At 65.0% G+C, this 17,708-nt stretch carries 19 protein-coding genes; 3 read left to right on the forward strand and 16 right to left on the reverse strand.

Going from position 1 to position 17,708, the window contains the following annotated elements:
* Positions 1–921 (reverse strand): tRNA (adenosine(37)-N6)-dimethylallyltransferase MiaA, encoded by a 921-nt coding sequence (miaA, locus tag AC1DW9_RS00120; RefSeq protein ID WP_441508450.1) that lies wholly within the window; start codon positions 919–921, stop codon positions 1–3.
* An 18-nt stretch (positions 922–939) separates the two neighbouring features.
* Here miaA and serB point away from each other — a divergent pair, with 18 nt between their 5' ends.
* Positions 940–1,827, forward strand: a complete 888-nt coding sequence (gene serB, locus AC1DW9_RS00125; protein WP_441508451.1) for a phosphoserine phosphatase SerB — start codon at positions 940–942, stop codon at positions 1,825–1,827.
* Positions 1,828–1,968: 141 nt separating this feature from the next.
* Here the strand turns inward: serB and AC1DW9_RS00130 are convergent, their stop codons facing one another.
* The 10 genes from AC1DW9_RS00130 to AC1DW9_RS00175 all read right to left on the reverse strand — a co-directional run bounded on the left by AC1DW9_RS00130 (position 1,969) and on the right by AC1DW9_RS00175 (position 10,196).
* A complete protein-coding gene (locus AC1DW9_RS00130; RefSeq protein WP_476775136.1) occupies positions 1,969–2,304 on the reverse strand; it encodes a DHCW motif cupin fold protein in 336 nt (111 codons plus the stop codon).
* A gap of 153 nt (positions 2,305–2,457) precedes the next feature.
* Positions 2,458–3,981, reverse strand: a complete 1,524-nt coding sequence (locus AC1DW9_RS00135) for a Do family serine endopeptidase (protein ID WP_441508452.1) — start codon at positions 3,979–3,981, stop codon at positions 2,458–2,460.
* A gap of 125 nt (positions 3,982–4,106) precedes the next feature.
* Positions 4,107–4,298 carry a DUF2065 domain-containing protein gene (locus tag AC1DW9_RS00140; RefSeq protein ID WP_043237452.1) on the reverse strand — a complete coding sequence of 64 codons (192 nt, stop codon included), beginning with the start codon at positions 4,296–4,298 and terminating at the stop codon, positions 4,107–4,109.
* A 19-nt stretch (positions 4,299–4,317) separates the two neighbouring features.
* Complete coding sequence (hflC, locus tag AC1DW9_RS00145) at positions 4,318–5,235, reverse strand: protease modulator HflC (RefSeq protein WP_441508453.1); 918 nt, start codon at positions 5,233–5,235, stop codon at positions 4,318–4,320.
* Positions 5,232–6,398 carry an FtsH protease activity modulator HflK gene (gene hflK / locus AC1DW9_RS00150; protein ID WP_441489263.1) on the reverse strand — a complete coding sequence of 389 codons (1,167 nt, stop codon included), beginning with the start codon at positions 6,396–6,398 and terminating at the stop codon, positions 5,232–5,234. Before hflK ends, hflC begins: the two co-directional genes overlap by 4 nt.
* Before the next feature lie 150 nt (positions 6,399–6,548).
* On the reverse strand, positions 6,549–7,073 hold the full coding sequence (locus AC1DW9_RS00155; RefSeq protein ID WP_441489264.1) for a dihydrofolate reductase: 525 nt from the start codon (positions 7,071–7,073) through the stop codon (positions 6,549–6,551).
* Complete coding sequence (locus AC1DW9_RS00160) at positions 7,070–7,552, reverse strand: GNAT family N-acetyltransferase (RefSeq protein WP_441489265.1); 483 nt, start codon at positions 7,550–7,552, stop codon at positions 7,070–7,072. Before AC1DW9_RS00160 ends, AC1DW9_RS00155 begins: the two co-directional genes overlap by 4 nt.
* Positions 7,549–8,202 carry a CPBP family intramembrane glutamic endopeptidase gene (locus AC1DW9_RS00165; RefSeq protein ID WP_441508454.1) on the reverse strand — a complete coding sequence of 218 codons (654 nt, stop codon included), beginning with the start codon at positions 8,200–8,202 and terminating at the stop codon, positions 7,549–7,551. The genes AC1DW9_RS00160 and AC1DW9_RS00165 overlap by 4 nt, the downstream gene beginning before the upstream one ends.
* A complete protein-coding gene (locus AC1DW9_RS00170) occupies positions 8,202–8,417 on the reverse strand; it encodes a thymidylate synthase (protein WP_441508455.1) in 216 nt (71 codons plus the stop codon). Before AC1DW9_RS00170 ends, AC1DW9_RS00165 begins: the two co-directional genes overlap by 1 nt.
* Positions 8,418–8,744: 327 nt before the next feature.
* On the reverse strand, positions 8,745–10,196 hold the full coding sequence (locus AC1DW9_RS00175) for an MFS transporter (RefSeq protein ID WP_441508456.1): 1,452 nt from the start codon (positions 10,194–10,196) through the stop codon (positions 8,745–8,747).
* Between AC1DW9_RS00175 and AC1DW9_RS00180 the strand changes: the two genes are divergently transcribed.
* A complete protein-coding gene (locus AC1DW9_RS00180; protein ID WP_476775137.1) occupies positions 10,195–10,944 on the forward strand; it encodes a TetR/AcrR family transcriptional regulator in 750 nt (249 codons plus the stop codon). The two genes, AC1DW9_RS00175 and AC1DW9_RS00180, sit on opposite strands and share 2 nt — an antisense overlap.
* A gap of 238 nt (positions 10,945–11,182) precedes the next feature.
* Here the strand turns inward: AC1DW9_RS00180 and AC1DW9_RS00185 are convergent, their stop codons facing one another.
* From AC1DW9_RS00185 to AC1DW9_RS00205, 5 genes are read right to left on the reverse strand one after another with little or no spacing between them, the layout of a single operon-like run.
* Positions 11,183–12,379, reverse strand: a complete 1,197-nt coding sequence (locus AC1DW9_RS00185) for an aminotransferase-like domain-containing protein (protein WP_441508458.1) — start codon at positions 12,377–12,379, stop codon at positions 11,183–11,185.
* A 29-nt stretch (positions 12,380–12,408) separates the two neighbouring features.
* Positions 12,409–14,052: a bifunctional 3-(3-hydroxy-phenyl)propionate/3-hydroxycinnamic acid hydroxylase gene (locus AC1DW9_RS00190; protein WP_441508459.1), complete on the reverse strand. Its 1,644-nt coding sequence runs from the start codon at positions 14,050–14,052 to the stop codon at positions 12,409–12,411.
* The gene (locus AC1DW9_RS00195; protein WP_441508460.1) at positions 14,049–14,837 is read right to left on the reverse strand and encodes an IclR family transcriptional regulator; all 789 of its coding nucleotides are present in this window, start codon (positions 14,835–14,837) and stop codon (positions 14,049–14,051) included. The genes AC1DW9_RS00190 and AC1DW9_RS00195 overlap by 4 nt, the downstream gene beginning before the upstream one ends.
* Positions 14,834–15,700 carry a fumarylacetoacetate hydrolase family protein gene (locus tag AC1DW9_RS00200; RefSeq protein ID WP_441508461.1) on the reverse strand — a complete coding sequence of 289 codons (867 nt, stop codon included), beginning with the start codon at positions 15,698–15,700 and terminating at the stop codon, positions 14,834–14,836. Before AC1DW9_RS00200 ends, AC1DW9_RS00195 begins: the two co-directional genes overlap by 4 nt.
* Before the next feature lie 10 nt (positions 15,701–15,710).
* Entirely contained in the window at positions 15,711–16,553 is an 843-nt protein-coding gene (locus AC1DW9_RS00205; protein WP_441508462.1) for a VOC family protein, read from the reverse strand.
* 141 nt (positions 16,554–16,694) lie between these two features.
* Between AC1DW9_RS00205 and AC1DW9_RS00210 the strand changes: the two genes are divergently transcribed.
* Positions 16,695–17,588 (forward strand): LysR family transcriptional regulator, encoded by an 894-nt coding sequence (locus AC1DW9_RS00210; protein ID WP_441489275.1) that lies wholly within the window; start codon positions 16,695–16,697, stop codon positions 17,586–17,588.
* The last annotated feature ends 120 nt before the right edge of the window (positions 17,589–17,708 follow it).

The raw sequence follows: 17,708 nt of genomic DNA on the forward strand, positions 1-17,708 counted from the left end.
TCAGGCCCGTGTCTCCAGCTCGCGCAGCGCAAAGCCGAGAGCGGCCTCGGGGGCTACAGCATGCCAGCCCGCCATCTGGTGACGGAACCACGTGACCTGGCGCTTCGCATAGGCACGCGTGTCGGCCTGCCCCCTGGCAATGGCTTCCTTGAGGCTGAGCGCCCCGTCGAGATGGGCGATCAGGCCGGGCACGCCATGCGCGCGCATGACCGGCAGCAGGGGATCGAGCCCGCGCGCCCGTAGCGCTGTAACCTCTTCGAGGGCGCCCTCCCCCATCATCTGCTCGAAGCGTCGATCGATGCGGGCACGCACCAGATCGCGTTCGGGCGAGACGAAAAGCTGGAGCAGCGCTCCCCCGTCCAGCGGGCCTGGCTTGCGTGCGCCCTGAAAACTTGCCAGCGACCGCCCGGTCGCGGCAAAGACTTCCAGCGCTCTCATGATCCGCATGCGGTCGCTCGGACGCAGCCGCTCGGCCATGACGGGATCGCAGCGTTGAAGTTCGACATGGAGCGCAGCCGTCTCGCGCGCCTCGGCATGGGCACGAAAGGCCGAGCGAACTGCCTCGGGCACCGGCGGGATTTCCGAAAGGCCCTCGGTCAGCGCCTTGAAGTAGAGCCCCGTCCCGCCGACCAGCACCGGAAGCGACCCGTTGCCCGCCAGCTCGTCGAGGAGCGCGCTGACATCAGCGACATAGCGCATCGCCGAATGGTTCACGGCGCCGTCGACATGGCCATAGAGACGGTGAGGAACCATCGCCTCGTCGTCGATCGTCGGCCGCGCGGTGATGATCCGCAGATCGGCATAGACCTGCATCGAATCCGCATTGACGACGGTTCCGCCAAAGCGGCGCGCGATCTCGATCGCCAGCGCGGACTTGCCGCTCGCCGTAGGACCTGCGATGAGCACCGCCCTGTACGCCACGCTCAATCGGTCCTTCTCATGCTCGTCGCGACACTTGTTTCCGCTCACGGCCAGGCGCTGCTGAGCGACGCCCTGCTGACGCGTCTCGCCAATGCCGTATCCGGCGTAACCCGGCAAGCCCGCCTGGATGACGAGGTCGCAGCAGACCTCTTCGCGGATGGGGCGGACGCACGCAAGCTCGAAGCCGACATTCGGGCGGCGCTCGACGGAACCGCGGTCGATATCATTGTCCAGCCGGCGGCGACACGCCGTAAGGCGCTGTTCCTCGCCGACATGGATTCGACCATGATCGGTCAGGAATGCATCGACGAACTCGCCGCCTATGTCGGGCTCAAGGACAAGGTCGCAAGCATCACCGAACGCGCCATGCGCGGCGAGATTGCCTTTGAACCGGCGCTGCGCGAGCGCGTGGCGCTGCTGAAGGGCGTCCCGGCATCGGTCGTGGACGAGATCATCCGCGAGCGCATCACGCTGACGCCCGGAGGCCGGCAACTGGTGCGCACCATGCGCGCCAACGGAGCCTATACGGCGCTGGTCTCGGGTGGCTTCACCGTGTTCACGGGCCCGCTCGGCGCGACCATCGGCTTCGACGAAGATCGTTCCAACACGCTCCTTGTCGCAAACGGCGTCCTGACCGGCGAAGTCGAAGCCCCGATCCTCGGCAAACAGGCCAAGCTGGACTCGCTTGTCGAACTGCGCGAGCAGCGCAGCCTTTCAAGAGCCGCGACATTGGCGGTCGGCGACGGTGCCAACGATCTCGCGATGCTCGGCGAGGCCGGGCTTGGCGTCGCCTTCAGAGCGAAGCCGGCGGTTGCGGCTGCGGCAGATGCCCGGCTCGACCACGCGGATCTGACGGCGCTGCTCTACGCTCAGGGCTATCGCGGCGACGAGATCATCCAAGCCTGAATTATCGCACCGGATCGCGAATCCCGCCCGATAAGCCAGGCTTCGGTGTCTGCATCGCCCCGCAATCCGCCCTTCGGCCGATGATCCTTGTGTTTGCATCGGCTTTCCCGAAAACCGCAATCCACTTTTCGGGCCGATGCTTTAGTCGACGATGAACAGCTTTGCGCCCCTGGGCGCCTGTGAGCGATGCGCCTCGGCCTGATCGGCGACCTGATAGCTCATGCCAGGCCGGAGCGCGAAAGCGCGACCGTCTTCCAGCACGGTCTCCAATTCGCCCTCGAGGCAGAGCAGGACATGCCCCTTCGAGCACCAGTGATCCGAGACGTAGCCCGCGGAGTACTCGACCATGCGAACCCTGATCGCATTTTCCGCCGGTCCGAAGAAACGCGTGCGCCAGATCGCCTCGCCCTTCTCGCCTGGGTGACGCACCGGCTCCACTGAACTCCAGTCGACCGTTCCGAAAGGAATCTCGCTCATCCGCATCGCATATCCACTCCGCTGCTCGTCGCCCTGATCGCACACCGGACGGAGCGCAACCAATGCAAATTGCTCATCGGCCCGATCGCAATCCGGAGAAATGAAAAGGGCGGCCACGAGGGCCGCCCTTGATCCTGTCCAAGACCAGCTTGGTCAGTTCATCGTGACCGCGACGAAACGAACCTCACCCTGCCCGTTCGCGACCAGAAGCAGAGCCGACTTCTTGCCCTCCTTCTTCAGCGTATCCAGGCGCTTGGTCACGTCCTCGGGCGAGTTCACCGCCTCCTGGCCAACCTCGACGATCAGTTCACCAATCGAGATGCGCTTGTCCGCGGCATTGGAGTTGGGATCGACCTTGGTGATCACCACGCCCTTGGTGCCGTCCTTGATGGAGTAGCGCTTCCTGAGCTCGTCCGTCTGCTGCGAGAGCTCCAGACCCAAGGCCGTGGTCACGGCGGGCTTGGCCGGTTCGGCATTCGGCTTGGCAGAGGCCTGCTGGACCTTCTCGCCATCCTCGAGCCGGCCGAGCTTGACCGTCTTGACGACTTCCTTGCCCTTGCGGACCACCGTGATCGGCGCATCCTTGCCGACCGCCGTACCGGCGACAATCCGCGGCAGATCGCGCGAATCCTTCACTTCCTTTCCGTCGAACTTGACGATGACATCGCCCACTTCAAGTCCCGCCGGCTTGGCCGGGCCCTTGTCATCGATGCCGGCAACGAGCGCGCCGCGCGCCGTGCCGAGACCGAGCGCCTCGGCGGTGGCGTCGTCGACGCTCTGGATACGGACGCCGAGCCAGCCGCGGCGGGTCTCGCCGAACTCACGGAGCTGATCGACGACATTGACCGCCAGCGACGAGGGAACGGCAAAGCCGATGCCGACGGAGCCGCCGGTCGGCGACAGGATCGCGGTGTTGATGCCAATGACCTCACCGGCCATGTTGAACAGCGGGCCGCCGGAATTACCCTTGTTGATGGCCGCATCGGTCTGGATATAGGTGTCGTAGGGGCCCTGCTGGATATCGCGGTTGCGGGCCGAGACGATGCCCGACGACACGGAGCTGCCGAGGCCGAACGGATTGCCGATCGCCATGACAGGGTCGCCGATCCGCATCTTGTCGGAATCCCCGAACTTGACGGCATCGAGCGGCTTGTCGTGCTTCACGCGCAGCACCGCGAGATCGACCTTGGTGTCCTTGCCGATGATCTCCGCCTTCAGGCGCAGGCCACTGTTGAAGATCACCGTGATTTCGTTGGCGTCGCCGATGACGTGGTTGTTGGTGACGACGATGCCGGAGGAATCGATCACGAAGCCCGAGCCGGCCGATTGCGACCGTCGCTGCTGCGGCGGCTGGCCCTGGCCTTGGCCCTGCTGGCCCTGACCGCGGCGGTTGAAGAACTCCTCGAACAGATCGCCGAAGGGCGTATCGGGGCCGAGCTGCGGCAGTTGCGGCAGGTTGCGGCTGCGCGTGTCGCTCGTCGTGACAGCCGAGATATTGACCACCGCCGGCATCACCCGCTCGGCCAGGTCGGCGAGCGAGATCTGCCCCTGGACCAGCGGCGACACTCCCGTCGGCGGCTGGGCGATCACGGGCGTCGCCAGCATCGGCAGCGCCGCGACGCCGGCCACGAGCGCGGCCCGCGCAAGCCCGGAAGCGGAAACGATTTTCAGTGCCATCAATCAGGGTCCTCGTGAAGAAGCAGGCCGATCGTGCGGCCAGGATGTTGGCCTAGAGATTGAACCTCAAATTGCGGCGGAAGGGCGACACACAATCACGTCACCAGGCATTCCGACCGCCGCTTCTACACCCCGATGCGTACGAGCCAGACGAGGAGCACCCCGAACACGGCTGAACCGATACCGATCAGCCGCATTCGGTCTGCTGGCGTCTCCGCTGCGCTGCGCAAGGCATCCTTCGCCAGATTTGGAATCGCTGCGAACAAGATGCCTTCGATGGCGAAGACGAGGCCGAGCGCCGCGATGAAATCCAGCATACGCGACGCTCGCTATCGATCAGGGACTGGCCGCCGGGGCCGGCGTTGCAGCCGAGCTCTGGGGACGTCCCGTAGGGTCGTTGAAGTAGCGGAAGAACGGCGAATCCGGCGAAAGCAGCATCCGCGTGTCCCCCGGCTTGATGCTCGCCTCATAGGCCTGCATCGAGCGATAGAAGGTGAAGAACTCGGGATCCTTGCCGAAAGCCTCGGCGAAGACCTTGTTCCGCTCGCCCTCGCCCTCGCCTCGGATCTCGTCGGAACGACGCTGGGCTTCGGCGACGATCACGGTCGCGTCACGCTCGGCGCGGGCCCTGATCTCCTGCGCCTGCTGGGCGCCAAGCGCACGCGCCTCGGCAGCTTCGCGCTGACGCTCGGTCTGCATGCGCTGGAACACCGCCTGCGAGTTCGCTTGCGGCAGATCGACCCGACGCAGGCGGACATCGACGACCGTCATGCCGAAGCGGGCCGCCTCGCGGTTCACGTCGTCGCGGATACGGCTCATCAGCCGCGACCGGTCGGTCCGGACCACCGAGATGAAGCTGGCATCCGCGAGGACCGCGCGAACCTGACCATTGACGATCGAGGCAAGCTGCGAGTTGGCCCGCGGGATGTTGTTCACCGCCTGATAGAAGCGCAGCGGATCGGAGATCCGGTAGCGCGTGAAGGCGTCGACGACGAGCCGCTTCTGATCCGACGCGATGATTTCCTGGGCGGGAAGGTCGAGATCGAGGATGCGGTTGTCGAGCAGCGTCACCTGCTCGAAGGGGGCCGGCAGCTTCAGGTAGATGCCCGGAGCGGTGACGACGCTGCGGACCGCGCCGAAGCGCAACACGATGGCCGACTGGGTCTGCTGGACCACGAAGGTCGCGGCATAGAAGACGATCGCGGCGACGGCGAGGACGACAAGCGCACCAATGCGCAGGATGGAACCGTTCATCGGGTCGCTCCCGCCTGCGGCGCACCCGGCGCAGCGCGCCGTTGCTGGAGTTCGTTCAGCGGCAGGTAAGGCACGACACTTTGCCCGTTACCCCTCTGGTCGAGGATGATCTTGTCGGTGCCACCGAGCACACGCTCCATCGTCTCGAGGAAGAGACGCTCGCGGGTCACGGCCGGCGCCGCCTTGTACTGCAGATAGACAGCATTGAAGCGGCTGGCCTGGCCGCGCGCTTCCGCGACGGTCTGCTCCTTGAAGGCTTCCGCCGACTGGACCAGTTGCGCCGCACGACCGCGCGATTCCGGCACGACCCGATTGGCATAGGTCTGCGCCTCGTTGCGCAGGCGTTCCTGGTCGGAGCGCGCCGCCTGGACGTCACGGAACGCGTCGATGACCTGCTGCGGCGGATCGACCTTCTGCAGCTGGACGAGGCGGATCTGCACGCCAGCCTTGTAGCTGTCGAGCGTCTCCTGCATCAACTGGCGCACTTCGGTCTCGATTGCGGCACGATCCGTCGTCAGCACGGGCTGGATGTTGCGCTGGCCTATCACCTCGCGCATCGCGCTCTCGGCCACAGCCTTCACCGTGCCCGGCGGATCCTGGATATTGAAGACATAATTCTCCGGCGCGGCCGGATCGATCTGCCACTGCACGATCACGTCGATATCGACGATGTTCTCGTCGCCGGTCAGCATCAGGCTCTCTTCGCCGACATCCGTCTGGCGCGAGGTGCGGACCGATTCGATGGTGCGGAAGCCGACTTCCGTCGTGATCACATTGGTGACCTGGGGCTTGATCACGCTACCGATCGGGTAGGGCCAGTTGTAGTTCAGGCCTTCGCCGGTCTTGCCGATATATTTGCCGAAGCGGAGGTTGAGACCAACCTCGTTCGGCCGGACGATATACCAGCCCGTCATCAGCCAGATCACGATCAGGGCCAGGATGCCGAGAACCAGGCCACGTCCGCCGAGATTGCCGCCCGGCAGCAAATCCTTCAACCGATCCTGACTACGGCGCAAAATTTCTTCCAGATCCGGTGGCGAACCACCGCCACTGCCTCCGGGGCCCTGCCCCCACGGGCCGCCGCCGCCGCCACCACTTCCGCGCTGGCCCCAGGGTCCTCCCCCGCCGCCACCGCTACCGCCGCTCTGGTTGCTCCAAGGCATACTCGTGCCGTTCCTCACATCTGTACCACACGTGCCATAGGCGAACGGCGGCTGTTTGTCAGCGCCCTTAGGGAACGCGTGTCCGTGACTTGGTCATCGGACACGGATTCGTCAACGACGCAAGCCCTTCATCGTCAACGGAAACAGCGTTCAGGCCCGGCGGCGAAAGGTCGCGAAGGTGAAAGCATGCTCGTCATCGGCACTGCGAGGGTGGTTCTCCTGCTTCACGCGCTCGAACGCCGCCCTGTCCCAGACCGGAAAAAGGGCATCGCCTTCGGGCTCAGCGTGAACCTGGGTCAGTTCAACCCGATCGGCCAACGGCAAGGCCTGGGCGTAGATCTCGGCGCCCCCCGCAACAGTGACGGAATCCGCGCCCATCGCGAGGCCCAGCCGCTGACCGGCCTCGATCGCCTCGTCGAGGCCATGCGCGACATGAACGCCGTCGGCATTAAAACCGGGATCGCGTGTCAGGACGATGGTCTCGCGCCCCGGCAACGGCTTTCCGATCGAGAGAAAGGTCTTTCGCCCCATCAGCACCGGCCGGCCGAGCGTCAGGCCACGAAAATGCCTTAGGTCCGTCTTCAGCCGCCAGATCAGGCGATTATCGTCACCAATCACGCCATTATCGGCGACGGCGGCGATGATCACGATGGGAAGGGCTTGAGGTCCGCTCACACGCTCTCTCCCAACCGCCGCAGCGCGTCGCCGTCGAGGCGTTTGACCGTCCATTCCGATTGCGCGTTCGCGCCGAGAGAGCGGTAGAACACGCGCGAGGGCTCGTTCCAGTTCAGCACCCACCAGGCCAGGCGCGGCAGCCCCTCGTCGACGCAGCGCTTCGCCAGCCCTGCGATCAGGGCCTTGCCGATGCCTTTGCCGCGGAATTCAGGCCGGACATAGAGATCCTCGAGCCAGATGCCATGGCGGCCCGAGAAGGTCGAATAGGTATAGAACCAGACGGCGAATCCCGCAGGCGCACCTTCCCATTCGGCGATATCGCAGGCGACCTTGGGATCTGGCCCGAACAGGGCCTGCGCGAGTTGCTCTTCGCTGGCCGCGACCTCGTGCAGAAGCTCTTCGTATTCGGCGAGCTCCCTGATGAAGGTCAGGACGAGACCGGCCTCGTCGGGTCGGGCTGGACGGATGGAAAGGGTCATAGGAAGGTCCCCGCGACTACGATCGCCAGATTCATGCAGGCATGCAGCAGAATGGGTAGGCCGATTCCGCCGGAAACCTCGCGTGCATAGCTCAGGAACGCGCCAGCCGGCAGAACCGATACGACGTGCAGCAGCCCGTTCTCGATATGCAGCAGTCCGAAGGCCAGCGTCACGATCACCAAGGCCGGCCATGCGGAGAAGCGCTGGCGCAACCGCGTGAACAGCAGGCCACGGAACAATGCTTCCTCGACCACGGGGGCGAGCAGCACCGCATTCAGAAAACCGAGCCAACTGCGCTCCGAGCTGGACATCGCCTTGATGTCTTCGAGCGACCCTAGCAGCCCCGATGCCGCGACGGTCGCCTCGATAGCCAGTACGAGCAGCAACACGGCCACGAACCGGATGACGATGCGCCGATCCGCCGGCCACGAAAGGGCCGATGCACGCCGCCATGGTAGATCGCTCATCGCCCCGACTGCGAACACCGTGCCAAGCCCAACGCTCAGAAAGAACGCAGTCTCGCGAGCATCGAAGCCAAGGGGACGGCCAACGAGCGCTGTGGCCAGAACCGCGGCACCAGCCACCCCCGCATACCCGAGCGCGACCGCAAACAGAACCTGCCCGAACGCCGGAACAACTGCGCGGTCCATCATCCCGCGATCGGTGCCTTGATCGCCGCGTGCGCGTCGGAGGCTTCGAGCGCCACGTCCGAATTGAGCTGCAGCCGGGACCGGTCGAGACGGCCCAGATAGCGATGTGGATCACCGAAGAAGTGCGCAGCTTCGCCGAAGCCGAACTCCGTCACCCGGGCGGCGATCTGGGTCGGCAACGCGTGGCTTACGGTGTTAAACGGCTTTCCGAGCACGCGCATTATCCGCAGAATCGCTACGATCGCTTCGTTACTCCTTAGGATGAACCGAGACAACGCGCCATCAGTCGAACCGGCAGCTCCCCGGATCAGTCCGCAAGCAGGCCCTCACGGTCAGCAGCATGCCGCAGCCCCGAAGACGCGAGCGCTAGCTTCGCCGTTCGTCCCAGGCACGGCTGGCCTCATCTGAAACCCAAGAAGCCACCGCCTCATGACTGAAGCGATCGAGGGCATGAGCCGAAGATGGCGCCATGCGACATCGTGCCGAAGGCTCGAGATGGCGCACGACGCGCCATCTCCGCTTCGCACCGCGACGTCCAGGGTTCACACGCTGTCAGCGTTCGGCTGCTTCTGTTGCGCAACGAGGGCGACGATAATGCTGAGGACGATGCCCGCGGCTGCCAGCCAGAACGCCCGTTGGATGCCCTCGGCCACGGCGATCCGCAACGCGTCGCCCGCCAATCCGCCGACCTGGGAATTGGCAACGGCGATGAGAACCGCAAGGCCAATGGCGTTACCGACATTCAGCGTTGTCGACGCCATTCCCGAGGCGACGCCCTGCTCGTCATGATGAACGCCGGAAGCGGCCGCAATCCACATGCCGGTCCAGACAACACCCTGACCTATGCCGGAAATGATCAGCCCTGGGAGGATGATGAGGTAACTGCTTTCCGCAGCAGCACCGGGAACCATCAATGCCGTTCCGATAGCCCCCACGGCCATGCCGCCAATCAGCGTGGAGCGGATCGAAAGCCGCGTAACCAACCGCTCGCCGACCTGCGTCCCCACCGCAATCGCTATCGAGGGAACCAGAAACGCGAGCCCGGTCTGAAGAGCTGTGAAACCCTGCACGTTCTGGAACAACACCGTCAGAAAATAGGGCAGTGTGCCGAATGTCGCCATGTACAGGAATGTGATTGTCATTCCGGTCAGGAGGCTGCGATTGCGGAACAAGCGCAAGGGCATGAGCGGATCGGCACTCCGTGCTTCGATCACCACGAAAGCGGTGAGCAGGGCGGCAGCCAGGACAAAGCTCCAGATGATGCTGCCCGAACCCCAGCCATATTCCGGCCCCTGCACAAGCGCGAAGACGAGCAGTGTCGCCCCGGCGGTGACAGTCAGCGCGCCCGGCAGGTCGAAGCTGCGGCGTTCATGCCGCTTCGGGTCCCGCGGGATGACGAGGAATGCCGCGACGATGGCAATGCCGGCGAGCGCGACATTGACATAGAACACTGAGGGCCAGCCAAAGGCACTGGTGAGGAGACCACCGGCGATCGAACCGATCGTGAGGCCGCTTGCTCCGGCGCCACCCCAGACAGCGAGTGCCCTGTTGCGCTCCGGCCCCTCGGCAAACAGGCGGTTGACCAGGGACAATGTCGCCGGAAACAGGAATGCGCCTCCGATACCCTGAACCGCGCGCGCCAGGATGATGACTTCAGGGCTCCAGGCCAAGCCACCGATCAATGACGACAGCGCATAGAGCCAAAGGGCAAAGACGAACATTCGCCGCTGGCCGATCAGGTCGGCTGCCCGGCCGCCGAACAGCAGGAAGCCACCGGTGAACACCGTGTAGACACTGACCACCCATTGCAGGGTCTGGCCCGAAAAGCCCAGGCCCGCGCCGATCTCCGGCAACGCGACGAAGACGATGTTGAGGTCGAGTGCGATGATCAGTTGCGCGAAGGCGAGCAGCGCCAATGTCGCGCCGCGTTTTCCCCCAAGACCTCCCCTGACCGATGATCCGTCGGGCAGCGATGCCAGTTCCGATGCGCTCATGCGTGTCTCCGCTTCCTCGTTCTTTGTTGATCGACAAAGAATGAAAGCTTGCCAACCGGAGTCAAGCGAATTATTTACCGATCATCAAAGAATGGGGGCATCGATGGCGCGGCCACGGGAGTTCGATCGAGATCTGGCGCTTGAAAGGGCTCGCGACGCATTCTGGGCACGCGGCTACGAGGGAACGTCGATTGCTGATCTGGTGGCGGCGCTGGGTCTTGCCTCGGCACGCATCTACGCAGCCTTCGGCTCGAAGGAGGATTTGTTCCGGGAGGCGGTTGGGCTCTACGAGGAAGGCGACGGCAGCTTCGTCGCACGAGCGCTGGCCCAGGAGCCGAGCGCAGTGAAGGCCGTCGAAAGGATGCTAGGCGACGCCGTCGAGACCTACACGAAGCCCGGACGCCCATGGGGTTGCATGGTCGTATCGGCCGCGACCAACTGCGCCGTCGAGAATGACCGCGTGCGGGAATGGCTGGCCGAACGCCGCCTGAAGCAAACGGCGACCATCGTCGACAAGTTGGTGCAAGCCGTACGCGCCGGCGAGCTGAGACAGGATACCGACACCGACGCGATGGGCGACTATGTCACTGCGCTGATGCACGGCCTTTCCGTGCAAGCGCGGGATGGCGTGCCAGAGCAACGCCTCCTGACCATGTGCGACCTGGCCATGCAGAGGATGCGCGACCTGGTTGATCCCACCCATGAGGCTGTCATCGTGCCCAACCAGTCTGGGGCGGAGAGCATCTAGCGCCCCCGTCAGCCAGCCAGGATACCCTGGCGGCCAGGGGCGCTGGCCACAGAATGCAACCTTCGTTTGAGACAGAGGGAAACAGGCCCTCTCCCCTTCCCTGAACCTGTTGGTCAAACTTGCCGCCCGCGAGAGGGCGCGGCACGCGCAGGCGGAGAGCAACTGCGTGATTCAAGTGCCGTCGAGGATCGAGCACGCCGCGAACACGTCCCGAAACGCCAGGCCGGACCTCATCGCGTCAGCCCCGATCGGCCCCCGGCGCGCTGTCCCCCAGCACCTGCGCCAAGCGCCGCACGCCGTCCTGCATCCGATCGAGAGGTGCAGCTGAAAAACTGAGGCGTAACGCTGCCGCACCCTGCCCATCGGGCTGGAACGCAGAGCCGGGGACATAGGTCACTCCGACTTCAGCCGCACGGCTCAGCAAGGCATGCATGTCGAGATGCGCTTCCAGGTTCAGCCAGATGAACAGGCCTCCCTGGGGAACGATCCAGCTGGCGCGGTTGCCGAGCTCCGACTGGAGCGCCGCCAGCATCGTGTCGCGCCGAATGCGATAGGCGTCGCGAAGCCGGCCAGCATGTGTGTCGAGGATGCTGTCGAAAAGATCGAGGAGACAGGCCTGGGCAAGGGTACCCGCCTGCAGATCCTCGCTTTGTTTCATGAGAGCAAGTTTCGCGACCACCGCACGGGGGGCGACCAGCCAACCGACACGAAAGCCCGGCACGACCGCCTTGGAGAATGTACCGAGATAGATCGTCCGCGCGTCCTCGATCGAGCGGGCCTCCGTGTCGACCGCCAGCAGCGGCGGCAACGCCTCGCCCTCATAACGCAGCATCTCGTAGGGGTCGTCCTCGACGAGGATCGTATCGAGCTCACCGGCCAAGGCGACCAGTTCGCGCCGTTGGGCGAGCGACAAGGTCGCTCCGGTCGGGTTGTGGAAATTCGACATCGCGTAGATCAGCGCCGGCCGATCGTGAGTCCCGGCCCGTGCCGCTTCCAGCTCGCGCATCCGCGCGCCGTGCGCGGCAAAGACCTGCAGCGCCCCGGGATAGGTCGGCGTCTGGACGAGCACGGTCGCCCCGGGCTCGACCAGCAGCTCGGCGACGAGATCGAGCGCCTGTTGCGCGCCATTGGTGAGGAGAATGTTATGCCTGTCGCATTGCACGCCCTTGGCGCGCATGTAGGCGCTGATCCGGTCGCGCAAGGCAGGATCGCCCTCGCTAGCGCCATATTGCAGCGCAGCCCGCGCCGTTTCCGGTTTCGACAGGATCCTGGCCAGGCTGTCGCGGATCTCGGCAACGGGAAAGAGCGTGGAATCGGGTTCACCAGGTCCGAACGACACGCAATCGGCCGCCTTCGGCATGGTCGCAAGGCCACGAATGGCAGATGGTACGATGCGGTTGGCATAGCGCGAAAAGCGCCGCTCGAAGGCGGTCATCCGTGGTCCTGCGTGCGTGTCGGCGGTGCTCATCGGGTGGAAACCTCGGGTTCTGCAGGAGCCGGACCAGTGGCGGACGTGGTCGCATTCCAGGTTTGGCCAGCAAGATCGCGCATCGATCGCGCCATCCGGGCGATCGATGCGCTTTCCGCGACGCTGGCCGCGGCGACATAACGATCCGGCCGGACCAGCATCAGGATGTTGCGCCCAGCCGGCGACAGCGAGCTCATATGCCCGTCAGTGTCGCGTCCGGCGGAAACGTCAGGGCGGTCTTGAGAGGGATTGAAGGTGGTCGGCAGCACCGCGACGCGACGGAGCGAGCGAAGCCCGAAGCCTTCGGCCGTCGCCGCCATGCGCTGTGCATCCGGACCATAGGCGACGAGCGCGAACTGGCCGCCCATGACATCGTCCAGCCGCTGATAGCGGCGGTCCGTCATCTGGAGCAGCGGTTGCGGGAGCATCCGTCCGGCAAGACGCATTCCGCCATCGTCGGGAACGACAAAGCCTTTCTCATAGAAGGGTTTGGGCTTGTATTTCATCTGCGTGAAATGCGCGTGGATCCCCGGCGCCAGTTGGGCAAGCCGAAAGCCGAGTTGGATCATGGCCGCCTGCCGCCGGGAGGTCGGCATCATCACCCGCCCCATCTTGATGGCGAGCTGGATCAGGGCCCATGCATGCGGTGCCCGCTCGCGCTGATAGGTCGCCAGAAGCTCCGGCCCGAGCCGTCCCGAAATCACCTCGGCGAACTTCCAGGCAAGGTTATGCGCATCGCGGACACCGCTGTTCATACCCTGGCCGGCAAATGGCGGCGACAGATGCGCCGCATCGCCGGCCAGGAAGATGCGTTGCGTGTTCCAGCGATCGGCGATGCGGGCATGGAAGGCGTAGACTTGGCGACGGACGATTCGTGCGTCGGCATCGGGCCCGTGGGCTTCGAGCAGCGCACGCACATGGTCGGGGTGAGCCGCGCGCTCCTCGTCTTCGCCGTCGCGCAGCATGAATTCGTAGCGGCGGATTCCGTCCGGGCCGGGCAATGTGATCAGGGGGCGGTCGGGATCGCACACGACCCGCGTCTGGCGCAGCTGCTCCCGGGTCGAGGCCAGATCGACGATGAGCCAGCGTTGGCGATAGGTCGAGCCGCTGAGCGTTGCACCGACGACCTTGCGCAAGGCGCTGCTGGCACCGTCGCAGGCCGCCAGATAGCGGCCGCGAATGGCAATGCCGCCGCCGCTTCCAGAACGAAGGGACAGCGACACGCCGGAACCATCTTCCGCCACCGTCTCGCAGGAATGGCCGAACAGCGTCACCACATTGGGGAAACGGTCGAGCCCCCGGCGTAGCGCGGCTTCCAGCTTCGGCTGGGTGAAAGCGTTGCGCCGCGGAAAGCCATATTCCCGGGTGGCCGGCTCGACCTTGGCAAAGCAACGCCCGTCCCGGGTGAAATAATGTGAACCGTAGTCCAGGGCCACATCCTGCAGGACCGAATCGAGCAGGCCGGTTGCCTGCATGGTACGCAGCGACTCGTCGTCGATGGAGACCGCCCGTGGCTCCTGCACCGTGCTGCAATTGCGCTCGACCAGGATGACGTCGAGGCCAGCCTGTCCCAGCAGATTGGCCAGGGTCAGTCCAGTGGGACCGGCTCCAACGATCGCGACATCGCATTCCTGAATCATTGCGACACGTCCGCTCCGTCGAGCCGAGATCCGGACAACCGATCGCCCAGCAGGCTGGCTGAAGAGACGAGCAGGAGCACGAGTCGATGCTCGAGCTTTTCGTCCAGGCTGGCAGCATCGAGAACGAGGCTGATGCTGGCGGCAATGCCGAGCTCCGGCACCGCGACCGGGACGGCAATGCCGACGAGTCCCTCGTCGATCTCGCCGCGCGTGATGCAGTAGCCGCGCTTGCGGATGCCGGCCAGCAGATCGCGCAGTTCGGCGATCTTCATGGGCAGATCGGCCTGGTCGGCGCCGGGCTGCCCGCCGAAACTCCCCGCCACAAGCCGGGCCAGCCGTCGGGGCGGGACCAATGACAGGATCGTCTTGGACGTGGCGCCTCGCGTCAGCGGCATGGGCCGACCGCGTTCATAGGATGGCCGCGCCGGTAGATTTCCGACGGCTTCGTCGGCGACGCACAGCACGGTGTCGCCATAGAGACGCGCCAGCAACGCCACACAGGGGACACCCGCCTGCGCGATCAGATCATGCAGGCGGGACTGCCCGGCGCGCACCAGCGGATCGGTCAGGCGCACCAGCCGATCGAATTCGACGAAGGCGGGGCCGAGACGATAATGCGCCTCGTAGGCCGGTTCGAGAAACCCCTCGCCGACCAGCTCCCGCACGGTGCGATAGACGGTGCTCGCCGGCACGCTTAGCGCCTCCGACATGTCCTGAACCGTCCAGCTTCCCTTTGTTTCCCGGAACAGCCGAAGCAGACTGACGAAGCGGCCGAGCGCGTTCATGTCCGGTCCGGATCGGCTTCGGAGACGATCGGATTCGTCAGCCGACCTATCCCTTCGATCGAGACCTCGACCGTGTCGCCCGCTTGCATGAACAGTTGGGGCTCGCGCTTGAAGCCGACCCCGCCAGGCGTGCCGGTGATGATGACGTCCCCGGGGGCCAGCGGCGTGAAGTCCGAGACATAGGCGATGATGTCGGCGACGGGGAAGATCATCTCTCCCAGCGTGGCAGACTGAACGATCGATCCGTTGAGGCGAGTCTCGATCCGGGCCCGCGCGAACTCCACGATCTCGTCCGGCGTCACCAGTTCTGGGCCGAACGCCCCCGTGCCGGGGAAGTTCTTGCCCGGTGTGAACTGGTGGGTATGGCGCTGCCAATCCCGCAACGTGGCGTCGTTGAATGGCGCGTAGCCCGCGATCAGGTCGAGAGCCGAAGCCTTCGGCACCCGGAAACCGGGTCGGCCGATCACCACGGCCAGCTCCCCCTCGTAATCGAGCGCCTTGGATAGCCGCGGCAGCAGGATCGGCGCCCCATGCCCGATGAGCGTATCGGCAAACCGCGTGAAGATCGCGGGATGCGCGGCCTCCGGCCGCCCCGTCTCGCGACGGTGCTCCTCGTAGTTGAGGCCGACACACAGGATCTTGCCGGGATTGGGCAGAATCGGGTCGTAGCGAAACTGGCCCTCGGCATAATCGGCCTGGATCGGCTCGCGCACCGGCTCGACGAGCCCTAGCGCGGCGGCCTCCAGATAGGTCCGCAAGTCGGGAAGCACCGCGCCGAAGCGCGCTCCAAGATCGAAAATGCCGTTGGCGCCCGCAACGCCGTAGCTGGCGCGGTTCTCGGCTCTGAACGAAACGAATCTCATGGTGTGCTCCTCACGCGCGCAGGATCGCGCGCCCCCATAGGTTGAGCGTCCGCTCGGCATGGGGCCACTGCATGACCGGGCGATCGTGGACGACCTCCAGCTCGGCTGAGACCTCGATCCAGTTCCCGTCCGGATCCTCGATGAAAATGAACAGGTTGTTCCCGGGCCCATGCCGCCCGGGGCCCCACATCAGCGACACGCCGCGCGCGGCGAAATGATCCGACCAGTCGCGGATCGTGTTCCATTCGCCGGCTTCGTAGGAATGATGATCGATGCCCTGCCGGTCCTGCCGGAAGCAGGCCAGGTTGTGATGCTCGTGATTGCCGCGCATGAAGCACGTCATGACGCGGCCGGCGTCATCGACCACCCTGTCGGAGACGCCGAAGCCGAGCTTGCCGGCATAGAACCCTTCGATCGCTTCGACGTCCCGGGTTGCCAGCGTCAGATGCTGGATCGGTCCGCGGATGCGTCCGCGCGGCCCGGCCGTATCGGCGATGGCGCGGCCGAAGATCACCTCGTTGCCATCGGGGTCACATACGGAGAAGGCGTCGCTCTCGAACAGCGACACGGAAGCGTCGGCAGGCTCGAGCCCTTGCTCGACCGCCCGGGCACGCAGCCCCTCCAGCCCTTCGCTGTCGCGTACCGCAAAGCCTGCATGCTGGAGTGTCTTGGCCGGTCCCTGTGTCAGCAGCACGCGACGCTGCGGACCCACCAGCAGCGCCTCTTCCCCATCCAGCCGGATCAGCTCCATGTCCATGACCTCCGCATAGAAGGTGGCGAGCCGCTTCACATCCGGCGTTCTCAGATTGAGGTGGTGCAGATAGGCGCTGGCTTGCAAGGCGGTGAGCATCATTTTGCTACTCCATTCTTGGAATAGCGATATTATTAAGATAATGGATGAGTCAATTTCCCATATTTTGAGATTTTGACAAGATATCTCCACCTAATGGCAACGGCCGTCGGCTCGTTGCCAGCTTCGAGGGACGTCGCTTCGGTGAAACTCAATGACCGGCTTAGCCTCAAGACCCTGAAACTGATCATGGGCGTGGAGCGCCATGGCAACCTTTCGCTGGCCGCCGAGGAACTTCACATTGTGGTTTCGGCCGCAAGCCGTCGGATTCGCTTCCTCGAGGACTCGCTCGGCTTCCGCCTGATCGAGCGGACAGGCCGCGGGATCGGGCTGACGGCGCCCGGCCGGGCGATCGCGGCGCATGCGCACAGGATCCTTGCCGATGTCGACGAGCTTGAAGACGAGTTGCGTGACATCACGGACGGCGTCCTGGAGCAGATCAGACTGTCCGTCTCGGGGCCCGCGCTATTCCATGACCTCCCGGAGCAGTTGCGGAGGTTTCTCGGCGCCTTCCCACATGTCCGGCTCTCAGTCGAGGAACTCACCAGCAATGCAGTTGCCGAGAGCGTCCTCAATGGGCGGGCCGAGCTCGGTATCCTGCTGGGTGCGGAATCCAGCCCAGGCCTGCGCCTGAGACCCTATCGTCGCGACGCACTCGGGATCGTCGTCAGCCCCGAGCATCCTCTTGCGGGCGCGGCTGCTGTTCGCCTTGCCGATCTGCTCGACCAGGATTGGGTTCTGCCACCGGACTCGGCAATCGGGCATTTGCTGGCCCGCGAGGCCGCAAGCCATGGCGCGGAATTGTCTACGCGCGTCCGCGTCCATGGCATCGCGTCGATCTGCCGGGTGGTCCAGGGCGGTCTCGGCATTACGGTGCTGCCGATGCGCAGCGCGGCGCGCGAAATTGCAAGCCGAGGCCTTGTCGACATCCCGCTTGCCGAAGACTGGGCGCCTTGCAACCTGCATCTGGCGACCCAGCGCAACGCCGTTCTTACTCCGGCATTGACTGCTCTCGTCGATATGCTCGCGATCGAGTGAGACAGACCGGCGCGAACTCCAGCCGCCGCCCGAGCTCCTGAGACGCCCTCCCCGGCGCCCGCTCTCCGGGCGTTCCATTGTCGGCGAAGCCCGCTCCGCTCCACCCCGGCGGCAGTTTCC

The sequence above is a fragment of the Allobosea sp. P4_E12 genome (genome assembly GCF_056401655.1).

What these genes read in the sequence shown, in the direction of transcription:
- serB (WP_441508451.1), top strand. Translation starts at nt 940, where the DNA reads ATGCTCGTCGCGACACTTGTTTCCGCTCACGGCCAGGCGCTGCTGAGC.
- AC1DW9_RS00130 (WP_476775136.1), bottom strand. Translation starts at nt 2,304, where the DNA reads ATGAGCGAGATTCCTTTCGGAACGGTCGACTGGAGTTCAGTGGAGCCG.
- AC1DW9_RS00135 (WP_441508452.1), bottom strand. Translation starts at nt 3,981, where the DNA reads ATGGCACTGAAAATCGTTTCCGCTTCCGGGCTTGCGCGGGCCGCGCTC.
- AC1DW9_RS00140 (WP_043237452.1), bottom strand. Translation starts at nt 4,298, where the DNA reads ATGCTGGATTTCATCGCGGCGCTCGGCCTCGTCTTCGCCATCGAAGGC.
- hflC (WP_441508453.1), bottom strand. Translation starts at nt 5,235, where the DNA reads ATGAACGGTTCCATCCTGCGCATTGGTGCGCTTGTCGTCCTCGCCGTC.
- hflK (WP_441489263.1), bottom strand. Translation starts at nt 6,398, where the DNA reads ATGCCTTGGAGCAACCAGAGCGGCGGTAGCGGTGGCGGCGGGGGAGGA.
- AC1DW9_RS00160 (WP_441489265.1), bottom strand. Translation starts at nt 7,552, where the DNA reads ATGACCCTTTCCATCCGTCCAGCCCGACCCGACGAGGCCGGTCTCGTC.
- AC1DW9_RS00165 (WP_441508454.1), bottom strand. Translation starts at nt 8,202, where the DNA reads ATGGACCGCGCAGTTGTTCCGGCGTTCGGGCAGGTTCTGTTTGCGGTC.
- AC1DW9_RS00180 (WP_476775137.1), top strand. Translation starts at nt 10,195, where the DNA reads ATGCGTGTCTCCGCTTCCTCGTTCTTTGTTGATCGACAAAGAATGAAA.
- AC1DW9_RS00175 (WP_441508456.1), bottom strand. Translation starts at nt 10,196, where the DNA reads ATGAGCGCATCGGAACTGGCATCGCTGCCCGACGGATCATCGGTCAGG.
- AC1DW9_RS00185 (WP_441508458.1), bottom strand. Translation starts at nt 12,379, where the DNA reads ATGACCGCCTTCGAGCGGCGCTTTTCGCGCTATGCCAACCGCATCGTA.
- AC1DW9_RS00190 (WP_441508459.1), bottom strand. Translation starts at nt 14,052, where the DNA reads ATGATTCAGGAATGCGATGTCGCGATCGTTGGAGCCGGTCCCACTGGA.
- AC1DW9_RS00195 (WP_441508460.1), bottom strand. Translation starts at nt 14,837, where the DNA reads ATGAACGCGCTCGGCCGCTTCGTCAGTCTGCTTCGGCTGTTCCGGGAA.
- AC1DW9_RS00200 (WP_441508461.1), bottom strand. Translation starts at nt 15,700, where the DNA reads ATGAGATTCGTTTCGTTCAGAGCCGAGAACCGCGCCAGCTACGGCGTT.
- AC1DW9_RS00205 (WP_441508462.1), bottom strand. Translation starts at nt 16,553, where the DNA reads ATGATGCTCACCGCCTTGCAAGCCAGCGCCTATCTGCACCACCTCAAT.